Source organism: Streptomyces sp. NPDC091371, assembly GCF_040684275.1.
In the GTDB taxonomy this organism is placed as follows: domain Bacteria; phylum Actinomycetota; class Actinomycetes; order Streptomycetales; family Streptomycetaceae; genus Streptomyces.
This window is the reverse complement of the sequence record NZ_JBFBFP010000026.1, coordinates 38,654-55,104: the sequence shown is the minus strand read 5'-3', so window position 1 is coordinate 55,104 and position 16,451 is coordinate 38,654. Positions and strand designations below refer to the sequence as shown.

Sequence of the window (16,451 nt, the reverse complement as noted above, 5' to 3'; positions counted from 1 at the left end):
TCACGCCATGAACAAGGACTCGGTGGGACCCAAGATGTCCAATGACGACGCAAGGCTTCTCGACTACCTCAAGCGGGTCACGGCGGATCTGCACCAGACCCGGCGCAGGCTCCAGGAGGTCGAGAACCAGGACCACGAACCCATCGCCATCGTGGCGATGAGCTGCCGCTACCCGGGAGGCGTCAGTACCCCCGACGACCTGTGGCGGCTCGTGGCCGAGGGCCGGGACGCCATCACCACCTTCCCCACCGACCGCGGCTGGGACCTCGACGGGCTCCGCGGCGACGAGGCCGACACTGCCGGCGGGTCCGGCGGCAGCTACGTCGACGAGGGCGGCTTCGTCCAGGACGTCGCCGACTTCGACGCGGGCTTCTTCGGGATCAGCCCCAACGAGGCGCTCACCATGGACCCCCAGCAGCGGCTGCTGCTGGAGGTGTCCTGGGAGGCCATCGAGCGCGCCGGGATCGACCCGGCGTCGCTGCGCGGGAAGCCCGTCGGCGTGTTCGCGGGCTCCGGGATCCAGGACTACGAGTACCTCATCGGCGCGGCGGGCGAGGTCGCCGAGGCCTACATGACCACCGCCAACGCGGCCGCCGTCATCTCCGGCCGGATCTCCTACGCCCTGGGCCTCGAAGGCCCCGCCGTGACCGTCGACACGGCCTGCTCCTCCTCGCTCGTCTCCCTCCACCTGGCCGCCCAGGCCCTGCGCCAGCGCGAATGCTCCCTGGCCCTCGCCGGCGGCGTCATGGTCATGTCCACCCCGTCGCCGTTCATCGCGTTCAGCCGACAGCGCGGACTCGCCCCCGACGGCCGCTGCAAGGCCTTCGCCGAAGCCGCCGACGGCACCGGCTGGTCCGAGGGCGCGGGCATGCTCGTACTCGAACGCCTCGCGGACGCGCGCCGCAACGGCCACCCCGTGCTCGCCGTCGTACGCGGCAGCGCCGTCAACCAGGACGGCGCCAGCAACGGCCTGACCGCCCCCAACGGACGGGCCCAGCAGCGCGTCATCCGCCAGGCCCTCGCCAACGCCCGGATCCCCGCCGGCCACGTCGACGTCGTCGAGGGACACGGCACAGGCACCACCCTCGGCGACCCGATCGAGGCGCAGGCACTGCTGGCCACGTACGGGCAGGACCGCACGGAGGACCGGCCGCTGTGGCTGGGCTCCATCAAGTCCAACATGGGCCACGCACAGGCCGCCGCAGGCGTCGGCAGCGTCATCAAGATGGTCGAGGCGATACGCCACGGGCTGGTGCCCAAGACCCTGCACGTGGACGAACCGTCCAGCCACGTCGACTGGTCCGCGGGCCGCGTCCGGCTGCTGACCGAGTCCCGCGAGTGGGAGCGCGCCGAGGACCGGCCGAGACGGGCCGGCGTCTCGGCCTTCGGCGTGAGCGGCACCAACGCCCACATCATCCTGGAGGAAGCCCCGGCCGAGGCACCGGCACAGGCCCCCGCCGAGGCGGCCGAAGCACCCGCCGCGCCCACCGCCGCGACCCCGCTGCCCGCCGTGCTGCCCTGGCCGGTCTCCGGCCGCGACGCCGCCGCCCTCGCCGCCCAGGCGGGCCGCGTGTACGCCCACACCCAGGCGGAACCCGAGCCGGCCGCAGCGGACCTCGCCTACTCCCTGGCCACCACCCGTGCGGCACTCGACCACCGCGCGGTCGTCCTCGCCGACGACCGCGAAGCGGCCCTGGCCGGGCTCGCGGCACTGGCCGAAGGGCAGGCACACCCGAACGTCGTGCGCGGAGTCGTCACCAAGGGGTCGACGGCGTTCCTGTTCACGGGTCAGGGTGCGCAGCGGCTGGGGATGGGGCGGGAGTTGTACGCCGCGTTCCCGCTGTTCGCGGCGGCTTTCGACGCGGTGTGCGCGGAGGTCGACGTACACCTGGGTCGGTCGTTGCGCGAGGTGGTGTGGGGCGAGGACGCGGAGGCGCTGAACGCGACGGCGCTCACGCAGCCGGCGCTGTTCGCCTTCGAAGTCGCCCTGTACCGGCTCGTTGAGGCGTGGGGCGTCAAGCCGGATGTGGTGGCGGGGCACTCGATCGGCGAGCTCGCCGCCGCGCATGTCGCCGGGGTGCTGTCGCTCGCGGACGCGGCCAAGCTGGTGGCGGCGCGCGGACGGTTGATGCAGGCGCTGCCGGCCGGGGGCGCGATGCTCGCCGTACAGGCCACCGAAGAGGAAGTGCTGCCGCTGCTGACCGACGAGGTGGGCATCGCGGCGGTCAACGGGCCCCGGTCGGTGGTCGTTTCCGGTGTGGAGGCCGCCGTCCTGGCGGTGGGCGAGCACTTCGCCGCCGCCGGCCGGAAGACCAGCCGACTGGCCGTCTCGCACGCTTTTCACTCGGCGCTCATGGACCCGATGCTCGACGAATTCCGGGCCTTGGCCGCCGGGTTGACGTTCAACGAGCCGTCGGTATCCGTGGTGTCGACCGTGACGGGTGAGGTTTCGGCGGGCTGGCAGTCGCCGGAGTACTGGGTCGGCCAGGTCCGGGAGGCCGTCCGGTTCGCCGATGCGGTGCGCACGCTGGAACGGCAGGGAGTGACCCGCTTCCTGGAGATCGGCCCGGACGGCATCCTCACCGGCCTCGCCGCCCAGAGCGTGGAAGACACCGTCCTCGCGGCGGCCCAGCGCAGGAACCGCCCCGAGGCCGAGAGCCTGTTCACCGCCCTCGCCCAGCTGCACGTCTCCGGCGTGGCCGTCGACTGGCAGGCCCTCTACGCGGGCACCGGCGCCCGGGTCGTCGCCCTCCCCACCTACGCCTTCCAGCGCTCCCGCTACTGGGTCGAGGGCACCGGCTCCCTCGGTGACATCTCCGCCGCCGGCCTCGCCGCCGCCGGGCACCCGCTGCTCGGCGCTGTCGTCTCCCTCGCCGACTCCGGCGGTGTCGTGCTGACCGGCAGGGTCTCCGTGTCGGCCCAGCCGTGGCTCGCCGACCACGTCGTCGGGGACTCCGTGGTCTTCCCCGGCACCGGTTTCGTGGAGCTGGCCGTCCGCGCGGGCGACCAGGTCGGCTGCGAGCTGCTCGAAGAGCTCATGCTCCAGTCCCCGCTCGTCCTCCCCGAACGGGGCGCCGTCGCCCTCCAGGTGGAGGTCGGCGCCGCCGACGCGTCCGGGCGGCGCCCGGTCAGCGTCCACTCCCGCCGCGACGACCAGCCCGACCAGCCGTGGACCCTGCACGCGGCCGGCGTACTGGCGGCCGCCGGGGCAGCCGCGTCCGGCTCCTTCGACCTCGCCACCTGGCCGCCCGCCGCTTCCACCCCCATCGACACCGACGGGGTGTACGAGGCGCTGGCCGCCGCCGGGCTCCCGTACGGCCCGGCCTTCCGTGGTCTGACGGCCGCCTGGCAGGCCGGTACCGAGGTGTTCACCGAGGTCGCGCTCCCCGAGCGGGCCCACGCCGAGGCCGCCGCGTTCGGCCTGCACCCGGCGCTGCTCGACGCCTCCCTGCACGGCTCCGTGTTCACGGACCTCTTCGCCGATGCCACCGGGCCGGTGCTGCCGTTCGTCTGGACGGGCGTACGGCTGCACGCCTCCGGCGCCGCGCGCCTGAGGGTCCGTATCGCCCCGGACGGCGCGGGCGCCGTCGCCCTGTCCGTCGCCGACGAGACCGGCCGGCCGGTGCTCTCCGTGGATTCCCTCGCGATGCGCGAGGTCTCCGCCGAGCAGCTCGCCGCCGCCCGCACCGTCGCCCACGAGTCCCTCTTCGGCCTGGACTGGGCCGAGCTGCCCGCCGCGGTCCCGGAGGCCGTACCGGCCGACTGGGCCACCCTGACCGCCGACGGGCCCGTACCCGACAGCGTCGTCCTGCGCTCCCGGCACTCCGGCTCGGAGCCCGCCACCGTGCGCGCCGCCACCGCCGAGGTGCTCGCCGCCCTCCAGCAGTGGCTCGCCGACGAGCGGTACGCCGACACGCGCCTGCTCGTCGCGACCAGCGCGGCGGTGGCCCGGCCCGGCGAGGCCCGCGAGGACGTCACCGACCTCGCCGGCGCCGCCGTCTGGGGCCTGGTCCGGTCCGCGCAGATGGAGAACCCCGGCCGGTTCCTCCTCACGGACCTCGAAGACCTCGGCAGCGCAACGCAGGCCGCCGCAGCACTGGCCGCCGAAGAACCCCAGACCCTCGTCCGCGGCGCCACCGTGTACGGGGCCAGGCTCGCCCGCCTCACCGACGACCCCGAACGCCGCGCCCGCCCCGACTTCGGCAACGGCACCGTCCTCGTCACCGGCGCGACCGGGGCGCTCGGCCGCCTGGTGGCCCGGCAGCTCGTCGAAGCCCACGGCGTACGGAGCCTGCTGCTGGTCTCCCGGCGCGGTACGGACGCCCCCGGCGCGGTGGAACTGCGCGCCGAGCTCCGCGGCCTCGGCGCGGAGGCCACCATCGCCGCCTGCGACGTCGCGGACCGCGACGCCCTCGCAGCGCTCATCACCGGGGTGCCGCTCACCGGCCTCGTCCACCTCGCGGGCGTGCTCGACGACGCGCTCGTCGCCTCGCTGACCCCGCGGAGCCTGGACACCGTACTGCGGGCCAAGGCCGACGCGGCGCTCCACCTGCACGAGCTGACCCGGGACCTGGAGCTGTCGGCCTTCGTGCTGTTCTCCTCCGCGACCGGCGTCCTGGGCGTCCCCGGCCAGGGCAACTACGGAGCGGCGAACGCCCTGCTCGACGGGCTCGCCACCCACCGGCGCGCCCACGGCCTGCCCGCCCAGTCCCTCGCCTGGGGCCTGTGGGCGAGCGGCATGTCCGGCGCCCTGACCGACGCCGACCTCCAGCGGATGAGCCGCACCGGCATCGGCGCGCTCACCGCCGAGTACGGCCTGGACCTCTTCGACCGGGCCCTGACCGTCGACACCCCCGTCGTGCTGCCGATCCGGCTGGACGTACGCACCCTCGCCGAGGCGGGCGAGGCCCTGCCGCCGCTCTTCCGCGGACTGGTCCGCGTACGGGCCCGCCGTGCCGCGGTGTCCGCGGCCGAGGCGGCCGGAGCGCTGCGCGGCCGGCTGGCCGGCCTGGACCGGGAGCAGCGCGAGGGCGTCCTGCTCGACCTGGTGCGCACGCAGGTCGCCGTGACCCTCGGCTACCCGGGGCCGCACGCCGTCGACGAGACCCGCGCCTTCAGCGAGCTCGGCTTCGACTCGCTCACCGCCGTCGAGTTCCGCAACGCCGTCAGCGCCGCCGCCGAAGTCCGGCTGCCCGCGACGCTGGCGTTCGACTACCCCAACCCGCGCGCCCTGGCCCGTCACCTGCTCGACGAACTCGACGGCGTCGGCGGCGAGTCGGCTCCGGCGTCGGCGGCGGTCCGTACCGGTGCGGGCGATGACGACCCGATCGTGATCGTGTCCATGGCCTGCCGCTACCCCGGCGGGGTGCGCACCCCCGAGCAGCTGTGGCAGCTCGTCGCCGACGGCGTGGACGCCGTCACCGCCTTCCCCGCCAACCGCGGCTGGGACCTCGACCGCATCTACGACCCGACCGCCGAGCGGCCGCACACCAGCTACGCCCACGAAGGCGGATTCCTGCACGAGGCCGGCGAGTTCGACCCGGCGTTCTTCGGGATCAGCCCCAACGAGGCCGCCGTCATGGACCCGCAGCAGTTCCTGCTGCTGGAGACGGCCTGGGAGGCCTTCGAACGGGCCGGCATCGACCCGGAGACCCTCCGGGGCAGCATGACCGGCTGCTACGCCGGAATGATGTACCACGACTACGCGGCCAACAACAGCACCGGAGCCATCGCCTCCGGCCGCGTCTCGTACGTGTTCGGCCTCGAAGGCCCGGCCGTCACGGTCGACACGGCCTGCTCCTCCTCGCTGGTCGCCCTGCACATGGCCGTCCAGGCCCTGAGGTCGGGGGAGTGCTCCTTGGCGCTCGCCGGCGGCGTCGCCGTCATGGCCACCCCGGAGGTCTTCGTCGAGTTCAGCCGGCAGCGCGGACTCGCCCCCGACGGCCGCTGCAAGTCCTTCGGCGTCGGCGCGAACGGAACCGGCTGGGGCGAGGGCGCGGGCATGCTCCTCCTGGAGCGGCTTTCCGACGCCCGCCGCAACGGCCACCCCGTGCTCGCCGTGGTCCGGGGCTCGGCCCTCAACCAGGACGGCGCCAGCAACGGCCTCACCGCCCCGAACGGCCCCTCCCAGCAGCGGGTGATCCGCCAGGCGCTGGCCAACGCGGGCCTCACGGCCGCCGAGGTCGACGCCGTAGAGGCGCACGGCACGGGCACGGTGCTCGGCGATCCGATCGAAGCGCAGGCGCTGCTGGCCACCTACGGCCAGGGGCGGGCGGAGGGGCAGCCGCTGTGGCTGGGCTCCATCAAGTCCAACATGGGCCACACGCAGGCCGCCGCGGGCGTCGCCGGCATCATCAAGATGGTGATGGCGATGCGGCACGGCACGCTGCCGCCGACCCTGCACGCCGAAGAACGCTCGGACCAGATCGACTGGTCCGCCGGTGACGTGGAACTGCTCACCGAAGCCCGGGAATGGCGGGCGGAGGGCCACCCCAGGCGGGCCGGCATCTCCTCCTTCGGCATCAGCGGCACCAACGCCCACGTCATCGTGGAGGAGGCCGCCGCCACCGAATCCGCCGAACTGTCGGCCGACGTCGAACTGCCCTTCACCCCCTGGGTGTTGTCGGCCAAGTCCGCACCGGCGCTGGCCGCCCAGGCCGAACGGCTGCTGGCCGTCGCCGACGAGCACGACCCGGCGGACATCGGCCACACCCTCGCCTCGGCGCGCAGCACGATGGACCACCGCGCGGTGGTGGCCGGCGACCGGGCGGGCGCGCTCGCGGCTCTCGCGGCGGGGGAGGAGCACCCGGGTCTGGTCGTCGGCCAGGCCCAGAGCGGCGGTCGGACGGCGTTCCTGTTCACCGGGCAGGGTGCCCAGCGCCTCGGCATGGGACGGGAGTTGTACGCGTCCTTCCCGGTGTTCGCGGGGGCCTTCGACGCGGTGTGCGCGGAGGTCGGTACGCACGTGCGCGAGGTGGTGTGGGGTGAGGACGCGGAGGCGCTGAACGCGACCGCGATCACCCAGCCCGCACTGTTCGCCTTCGAGGTGGCCCTGTTCCGGCTGGCCGAATCCTGGGGCGTCACCCCCGACGTGGTGGCCGGGCACTCCATCGGCGAGCTCGCGGCCGCACACGTGGCAGGAGTCCTCTCCCTCGCCGATGCGGCCCGGCTGGTCGTGGCCCGCGGGCGCCTGATGCAGGCCCTGCCCGCCGGCGGCGCGATGCTCGCCGTACAGGCCACCGAGGAAGAGGTCCTGCCGCTGCTCACCGACGAGGTGGCCATCGCAGCGGTCAACGGGCCCGACTCCGTGGTCGTTTCGGGCGTGGAGGCCGCCGTCCTGGCGGTGGGCGAGCACTTTGCGGCGGCGGACCGCAAGACGAGCCGACTGGCCGTCTCGCACGCCTTCCACTCGCCGCTCATGGACCCGATGCTCGCTGAATTCCGGTCAATAGCCGAGCAGTTTACCTTCAGTGAGCCGCGCATCCCGGTGGTCTCCACCGTCACGGGTGAGGTCTCGGCCGACTGGCAGTCCCCGGAGTACTGGGTGGGCCAGGTCCGGGAAGCCGTCCGCTTCGCCGATGCCGTGCGCACGCTCGAACGGCAGGGCGTGACCCGCTTCCTGGAGATCGGCCCCGACGGGATCCTCACCGGCCTCGCCGCGCAGACCCTGGATGACGCGCTCCTTGCCGCGGCCGTGCGCAAGAACCGTCCCGAGGCCGAGACCCTCATCACCGCCCTGGCCCAGCTCCACGTGTCCGGCGCCCGCGTCGACTGGGAGGCCTTCTACCCGGCCGGCGGTGCCCGCCGTGTCGAACTCCCCACCTACGCCTTCCAGCGCACCCGCTACTGGATCGGCATGGAGGAGTACCTCGCCAACTCGTGGATCGGCTCCGGCAGCGGCAGCATGGCCACGGCCGGTCTCACCGATGCCGGGCACCCGCTGCTCGGAGCCGTACTGCCGTCCCCCGACACCGACGTGGTGACCTTCACGGGCCGCCTGTCGGCCGGCACCCACGCCTGGATCGCCGACCACGACGTCCTCGGGAGCATCCTGCTGCCGGGCACCGGGTTCGTGGAGCTGGCGATCCGGGCCGGCGACCAGGTGGGCTGCGACGTACTCGAAGAGCTCGCCCTGCAGGCGCCGCTCATCCTCCCCGCACGCGGGGCCGTGACCGTACAGATGGTCCTCGGCGCCGCCGACGCCTCCGGCCGCCGCTCCGTGAGCGTCTACTCCCGCGCCGAGGACCGGCCGGACCTGCCGTGGACCCTGCACGCCGACGGCGTACTCGCCTCCGGCGCCGAGCCCGCCGGCTTCGACCTCGCCGCCTGGCCGCCCGCCGGGGCGGCCGAACTGCCGCTGGAGGGCGCGTACGAGGGCCTGCGCGAGCGGGGCTTCGGATACGGGCCGACGTTCCAGGGCCTCAAGGCGGCCTGGCGGCGCGACGGGGAGGTCTACGCCGAGGTCGCCCTCCCGGAGCAGGCGCACGCCGAAGCGGGGGAGTTCGGACTCCACCCGGCGCTCCTGGACGCCGCCATGCACGCGGCGCTCGTGAACGGCACCGGCGGCGACGAGACGGTACTGCCCTTCGTCTGGAAGGACGTCACCCTCCACGCGGCGGGAGCCTCCGTCGTACGGGTGCGGATCACCCAGCCCACTCCGGAGAGCCTCTCGTTGCAGGTGGCCGACGCCACCGGCGCCCCGGTCGCCACCGTCGGCGCGGTCGTCGGCCGCCCGGTCTCCACCGAGCAGCTCGACTCCCACGGCGCCGACTCCCTCTTCCGCATCGCCTGGAACCCGCTGCCCGGTGCGGCCTCCACTGCCGCGCAGGAGCCGGCCGAGGGCACGGTGGTCTTCGCGTGCGAGGCGGCCGGCGGGGACGTCCCGACCGCCGTGCACGACCTGGCCAACCAGGTGTTGGCGGCCGTGCAGGACTGGCTGTCCGTGGAGCGTCCCGAGGGTGCGGTGCTGGCGGTGGTCACGCGGGGCGCGGTGGCCGTCGTGGACGGTGAGCCGGTGGATGTGCGGCAGGCCCCGGTGTGGGGTCTGGTGCGGGCGGCGCAGGCGGAGAACCCGGGCCGCTTCGTGCTCGTCGACACCGACGGATCCGTCGCGTTCGAGCCCCTGCTCGCCCTGGGCGAGCCGGAGTTGGCGGTGCGTGCAGGTGAGGTGTCGGTGCCGCGGCTGGCCCGTGTGGCCGTCGACGGCGGCGCTGAGCCGGTCTGGGACGCGGCGGGTACCGTGCTGATCACGGGCGGTACGGGCGGTCTGGGCGCGCTGGTGGCCCGCCACCTGGTCGCCGAGCACGGCGTACGCCATCTGCTGCTCCTCGGGCGTCGCGGTGCGGATACCCCCGGAGTCTCCGAACTCCTCGCCGATCTGACCGGCCTGGGTGCTTCGGTCGCGGTCGCCGCGTGCGACGTGGCGGACCGGGAGGCCCTGGCGGCCGTCCTCGCGGCCATCGACCCGGCCCACCCGCTGTCGGGTGTGGTCCATGTGGCGGGTGTCGCCGACAACGGTGTGATCGGTGCGCTGACGTCCGAGCGGATGGACGCGGTGTTGCGTCCGAAGGCGGACGCGGCGTGGCATCTGCACGAGCTGACCGCTGGAATGGACCTGTCGGCGTTCGTGATGTTCTCCTCGGCCGGCGGTCTGGTGCTGGCGGCGGGGCAGGGCAACTACGCGGCCGCGAACGTGTTCCTGGACGCGCTCGCCGCCCACCGGCATGCCGAAGGACTCCCGGCCACCTCCATGGCCTTCGGTCTCTGGGGTGTCACCACCGGCATGACCAGCACCGACATGCTCGACCTGGCCGAAGAGCGGATGGCGGCCCAGGGCCTGCCCGCCCTCTCCCAGGCCGAGGGCCTCGCCCTCTTCACCAGCTCCCTGCGCTCGGGCCTGCCCGCCGTGGTGCCGCTGCTGATCGACACGAACGTGCTGCGCGCACGCGCCGCCGCTCTCCCCGCCCTGCTGCGAGGACTCGTACGGGTCCCCGTACGCCGGGCCGCGCAGTCCGCGGACGGCGGCGACGGGCTCCTCGCCCGCCTGGCCGGCCTCGACGCGGATGCGCGGGCCGCCGCGCTCCTCGACCTCGTACGCACTCAGGTGGCCGGTGTGCTCGGCCACGCGTCCGCGGACGCGATCGAGCCGGAGCGGGCCTTCAGCGAGCTGGGCTTCGACTCCCTCGCCGCGGTCGAGCTGCGCAACCGGCTCGGTGCGGTGACCGGGCTCCGGCTCCCGGCCACGCTGATCTTCGACTATCCGACCGCGCAGGCCGTCGCCGCCCACATCGGCGAACAGGTCGGCGGCTCGGACGGCGCCGCGCTCGTCCCCGCCCGGGCCCTGCCCGCCGGCGGCGGAGCGGGCGGGGACGACGACCCGATCGTGATCGTCGGGATGGGCTGCCGGTACCCGGGCGGGGTCACCACGCCCGAGGAGCTGTGGCAGCTCGTCGCGGACGGGGTGGACGCCATCGGCGGCTTCCCGGCCGACCGCGGCTGGGACCCGGAGGTGTACGACCCGGAGCCGGGCACGCCCGGCCGCACCTACGCCCGCGAAGGCGGATTCCTCTACGACGCGGCCGACTTCGACCCGGTCTTCTTCGGGATCAGCCCCAACGAAGCCCTCATGATGGACCCGCAGCAGCGGCTGCTGCTGGAGGTGTCCTGGGAGGCCATCGAACGCGCCGGGATCGACCCGACGGCGCTCAAGGGCTCGTCGACCGGTGTGTTCGCCGGGGTCATGTACCACGACTACGCCCTCGGCGTGGAGGCCGCGGCCAGCAGCGGCGGCAGCCTCGTCTCCGGCCGTACCTCCTACACGCTGGGCCTCGAAGGCCCCTCCGTCACCGTCGACACCGCTTGCTCGTCCTCCCTCGTCGCCCTGCACATGGCCGCCCAGGCCCTGCGGGCGGGCGAGTGCTCGCTGGCCCTGGCCGGCGGTGTCGCGGTCATGGGCACCCCGGGCATGTTCGTCGAGTTCAGCCGGCAGCGCGGGCTCGCCCCGGACGGCCGCTCGAAGTCCTTCGCGGCCTCGGCGGACGGTGTCGCCTGGGGCGAGGGCGCGGGCGTGCTGCTCCTGGAGCGGCTCTCCGACGCCCGCCGCAACGGCCACCCGGTCGTCGCCGTGCTCCGCGGGTCGGCGCTCAACCAGGACGGCGCCAGCAACGGCATGACCGCCCCCAACGGCCCCTCCCAGCAGCGGGTGATCCGCCAGGCGCTGGCCAACGCGGGCCTGACGGCCGCCGAGGTCGACGCCGTCGAAGCGCACGGCACGGGCACCACCCTCGGCGACCCGATCGAGGCGCAGGCACTGCTGGCCACCTACGGGCAGGGGCGGGCGGAGGACCGGCCGCTGTGGCTGGGCTCCATCAAGTCCAACATGGGCCACACCCAGGCGTCTTCGGGCATCGCGGGCGTCATGAAGATGGTCATGGCGATGCGGCACGGCATCCTGCCCAGGACCCTCCATGTGGACGCGCCCTCGGACCAGGTGGACTGGGCGGCGGGCAACGTCGCCCTGCTCACCGAGGCCCGCGCATGGCAGGCCGCGGACCGGCCCCGCAGGGCCGGCGTGTCCTCCTTCGGCATCAGCGGGACGAACGCGCACGTGATCGTCGAGGAGGCGCCCGCGGAGGTCGCGGAGGCGGCGGTCGACCGCACCGAACTCCCCGCGATTCCCTGGTTGTTGTCGGCGAAGACTCCGCAGGCCCTGGCCGCCCAGGCCGAACGGCTGCTGGAGCACGTCACCGAGCAGCCCGGCATCGAGCCGGCCGACCTCGGCCTCTCGCTGGTCTCCGCACGCACCACGTTCGCCCACCGGGCGGTGGTCGTCGGGGCCGGGCGGGACGAGCTGCTGCGCGGCCTGACCGCACTGGCGCAGAGCCGCAACGCACCCGCCGTGATCCGCGACCAGGCCCGCCGCAGCGGAAGGACCGCGTTCCTGTTCACGGGTCAGGGCGCGCAGCGGCTCGGCATGGGGCGGGAGCTGTACGAGGCGTTCCCGGTCTTCGCCGAGGCTTTCGACGCGGTGTGCGCGGAGGTCGACGTACACCTCGGACAGTCCCTGCGCGAGGTGGTGTGGGGTGAGGATGCGGAGGCGCTGAACGCGACCGCGGTCACGCAGCCCGCGCTGTTCGCGCTGGAAGTCGCCCTGTACCGGCTTGTTGAGGCGTGGGGTGTCCGGCCGGATGTGGTGGCGGGGCATTCGATCGGTGAGCTGGCCGCCGCGCATGTGGCCGGGGTGCTGTCGCTGGCGGATGCGGCCAGGTTGGTGGTGGCGCGTGGTCGGTTGATGCAGGCGCTGCCGGCCGGCGGCGCGATGCTCGCCGTCCAGGCCACCGAGGAGGAGGTCCTGCCGCTGCTGACCGACGAGGTGGGCATCGCGGCGGTCAACGGGCCCGATTCCGTGGTGGTTTCGGGTGTGGAGGCCGCCGTCCTGGCGGTGGGCGAGCACTTCGCCGCCGCCGGCCGGAAGACGAGCCGGCTCGCCGTCTCGCACGCCTTCCACTCGGCGCTCATGGACCCGATGCTCGACGAATTCCGGGCCGTGGCCTCCGGGTTGGCCTTCAGCGAGCCGCGTATCCCGGCCGTCTCCACCGTCACCGGAGCGGCGTCCGCCGACTGGCGGTCCCCGGAGTACTGGGTCGGCCAGGTCCGGGAGGCCGTCCGCTTCGCCGACGCCGTCGAGGCGCTGGACCGGCAGGGTGTGACCCGCTTCCTGGAGATCGGTCCCGTGGGCGTCCTCACGGGCCTCGCCCAGCAGGTGCTCGACACAGACCGGGCGGCCGTCCTCGTACCGGCCCTGCGCAAGGACCGCCCGGAGCCCGAAGGGCTGCTGACGGCCCTCGCCCAGCTGCACGTGTCCGGCGGGCGCGTCGACTGGCGGGCCTGCTACGCCGGCACCGGCGCCCGGGTCGTCGACCTGCCGACCTATCCGTTCCAGCGCGGCCGCTTCTGGGTCGACGCGGCCAAGCCGGCCACCGACGCCGTCGCCGTCGGGCAGGACGCCCTCGACCACCCGCTGCTCGCGGCGGTCGTGGCGTCCCCCGACTCCGACGCGGTGACCTTCACCGCCCGCGTCTCCCTGGACGCCCAGCCCTGGGTGGCCGACCACGCCGTCCACGGCAGCGTCCTGCTCCCCGGTACCGGCTTCGTGGAGCTCGCCCTCCAGGCCGCCGACCACGTCGGCTGCGGGCTGCTGGAGGAGCTCACGCTCTACTCGCCGCTGGTCCTCCCCGAACGCGGCGGCGTCGCCCTCCAGGTCGTCGTCGGCGAGCCCGACGCGCAGGCCCGGCGCAGCGTACGCGTGTACTCGCGCCCGGAGGGCAGCGCCGAGGAGCCGTGGACCCGGCACGCCGACGGGCTCCTCGCCCCGGCCGCCGGGGACTCGGGCGACGGGCTCACCGCCTGGCCGCCCGCGGGCGCCGAGGAGCTGGATGCCGACGGGCTGTACGACGGGCTCCAGGAGCGCGGGTTCGGCTACGGGCCGGTGTTCCAGGGGCTGACGGCGGCCTGGCGGCTCGGCGACGCGCTGTACGCGGAGATCGCGCTGCCCGAGCAGGCGCACGCGGACGCCGGACGCTTCGGACTGCACCCCGCCCTGCTCGACGCCTCCATGCACGCGCTCGGCTTCGGCGGGCTCGGCGCGGAGGAGGACGAGGGGCGGGCCCTGCTGCCCTTCTCCTGGGCGGGCGTCACCCTGCACGCCGCGTCCGCGACCTCCGTACGGGTCCGGCTCGCGCCGGTCGAGGGGCAGCGCAACGCGGTGCGCCTCGACCTCGCCGACCCGACCGGTGCCCCCGTGGCCTCGGTGGCCGCCCTGCAGCTGCGGCCGGTGGCCGTCGAGCAGCTCGGCGCCGGCGGGTTCCGGGACGCGCTGCTGGCCGTCGAATGGCACCCCGTAGGCGGTGGCAGCGGGCCGCGCGGGGACTGGGCCATCGCCGGCCCGGGCCTGGAGGTCGCCGGAGTGCCGGTGGTCGGCGGACTGGACGCGCTGGGCGCCTCGGGCACCGGCGTACCGGACACCGTGCTGCTGCCCGTCCTCGCGGACGGGCCCGCCGCGGGCGGGGAGCACGAGGTCCCCGCAGGGGTCCGTACCGCCGTCGGCGCGGCGCTGGCCGCCGCCCAGCAGTGGCTGGCCGAGCCGAAGTCTGCGCAGTCGCGGCTGGTCCTGGTGACCCGGGCCGGGGCGGCCGTCGCCGACGGCGACCCGGTCGACGTACGGCAGGCACCCGTCTGGGGTCTGGTCCGGGCCGCGCAGGCGGAGAACCCCGGCCGGTTCGTCCTGCTGGACCTGGAGGAGGGCGAGGTGTCCCCGCGGGCCCTGGCCGCCGCACTCGCCTCCGACGAGCCCGAACTGGCCGTCCGCCGGGGCAAGGTGCTCGCGCCCCGGCTCGCCCGGTCCGCCGCGCCCGGCGGCGACACGCCCTGGGACCCCGAGGGCACCGTCCTGATCACCGGCGGTACCGGGGGACTGGGCGCGCTCGTCGCCCGGCACCTGGTGGCCGAGCACGGCGTACGGCACCTGCTGCTCACCAGCCGGCGGGGACTCGGCGCGCCCAACGCGGCCGGCCTGCGCGAGGAACTCGCGGCGCTCGGCGCCCGGGTGGAGATCGCCGCCTGCGACGTCTCCGACCGGGCGGCCGTGTCCGGGCTGATCGACGGCATCGACCCGGCGCACCCGCTGCGCGGGATCGTCCACGCCGCCGGCGTTGCCCACAACGGCCTGATCGGGGCGCTCACCCCCGAACAGGTGGACCACGTGCTCGCCGCCAAGGCGGACGCGGCCTGGCACCTGCACGAGCTGACCGCCGGACTCGACCTGTCCGTCTTCGCGCTGTTCTCCTCGGCCGGCGGCCTGGTCATGGCCGCCGGACAGGGCAACTACGCGGCGGCGAACGTGTTCCTCGATGCCCTCGCCGCACACCGCCGCTCGCGCGGCCTGGCCGCCACGTCGATGGCCTTCGGACTGTGGGACACCGAGACCGGGCTGAGCCAGTGGCTCGGCGAGGCCGATCTCCAGCGGATGCGGCGCACCGGAACCCCGGCGCTGACCGAGGAGGAGGGCCTGTGGCTCTTCGACGCGGCCGTCGCCGCCGACGCCCCGGCGCTCGTCCCGCTCCGGGTCGACCTGGCCGCCCTGCGGGCCCGTACCGACGAGGTGCCCGCGCTGCTGCGGGCCCTGGCGCCCGCCGGGCGCCGCCGGGCCGGCGCGGCGGCCGCCGCCACGGAGGCCGGCGGGCTCGGCCGACAGGTGCGCGGGCTCGGCGACGCGGAACGCGAGCGGGTCGTGCTCGACGCGGTCCTCACCCACGCCGCCGAGGTCCTCGGGCACGCCGACGCCGGCGCGGTCGACGCCGAAGCGGGCTTCCTGGAGGCCGGGTTCGACTCGCTGACCGCCGTCGAACTGCGCAACCGGCTGGGCGCGGCCTCCGGGCTCGCCCTGCCGGCCATGGTGGTCTTCGACAGCAAGAACCCCCTCGAGCTGGCCCGGCTGCTCGCCGGCCGGCTGGCCGCCGCCCAAGGCGACGCGGGGCAGGACGCCGCGCCCGCCACGCACGCCGACCACCGGGCCGACGACACCCTCTACGGGCTGTTCCTCGACGCGATCATGTCGGGGAACCTCCAGCCCGGCCTGGCCATGCTGCGCGCGGTGGCCGCACTGCGGCCCTCCTTCGCCACGGCCGCCGACCTGGACGGGCTGCCCGAGGCGGTCTCGTACGGGGCGCGCACCAAGGCGGACGGCGAGGGGCCGAAGCCGCCCCGGTTGATCTGCCTCAGCACCCCGACCGTGGCCGGCGGCGTGCACCAGCACGCGCGGCTCGCGGCCCGCCTCTCGATGCCGGTCGTCGGGATCCCCACGCCCGGGTTCGGGCGCGGGGAGTCGCTGCCGGAGTCCTTCGACGCGGCCGTCGACGTCCTCGCCGAGGCCGTGCTGCGGGCCGCGGACGGCGAACCGTTCGCCCTGCTCGGCTTCTCCTCGGGCGGCCTGCTCGCGCACGCCGCGGTGGCCCGCCTGGAGCGGGTGCACGGGGTGCGGCCGGCCGGACTGGTGCTCCTGGACACCTACTACATGGGCGCGGCGAACGACGCGCTCTTCGACCAGATGGCCTTCGCGGTCCCCGACAAGGCGGCCACGCTGGGATCCTTCAGCAGCGCCGAACTCTCCGCGATGGGCCGCTACGTGGAACTCCTGCCGCAGTTCCGGCAGGAGGACATCGAGGCTCCCGTGCTGTTCGTACGGGCCGGGGACCTCTTCCGGACGGCCGAGGACGCGGGGATCGAGCCCGATGCCGACTGGCAGGCCGACTGGGAGGGCGCCGACACCGTGGCGACCGTCCCCGGCACGCATTTCACCATCGTCGAGCAGCACGTCGACACGACGGCCCCCGTCATCGACAGCTGGCTGACGGACCTGAAGGAGCGGATCTCCTGATGAGCACCGGACGACACAC

The 16,451-nt window shown here is 74.8% G+C and carries 1 protein-coding gene; it reads left to right on the top strand.

Going from position 1 to position 16,451, the window contains the following annotated elements:
- The first annotated feature begins 34 nt into the window (after window positions 1-34).
- A complete protein-coding gene (locus AB0O21_RS25500; protein ID WP_365174337.1) occupies window positions 35-16,432 on the top strand; it encodes a type I polyketide synthase in 16,398 nt (5,465 codons plus the stop codon).
- Window positions 16,433-16,451 lie beyond the last annotated feature (19 nt).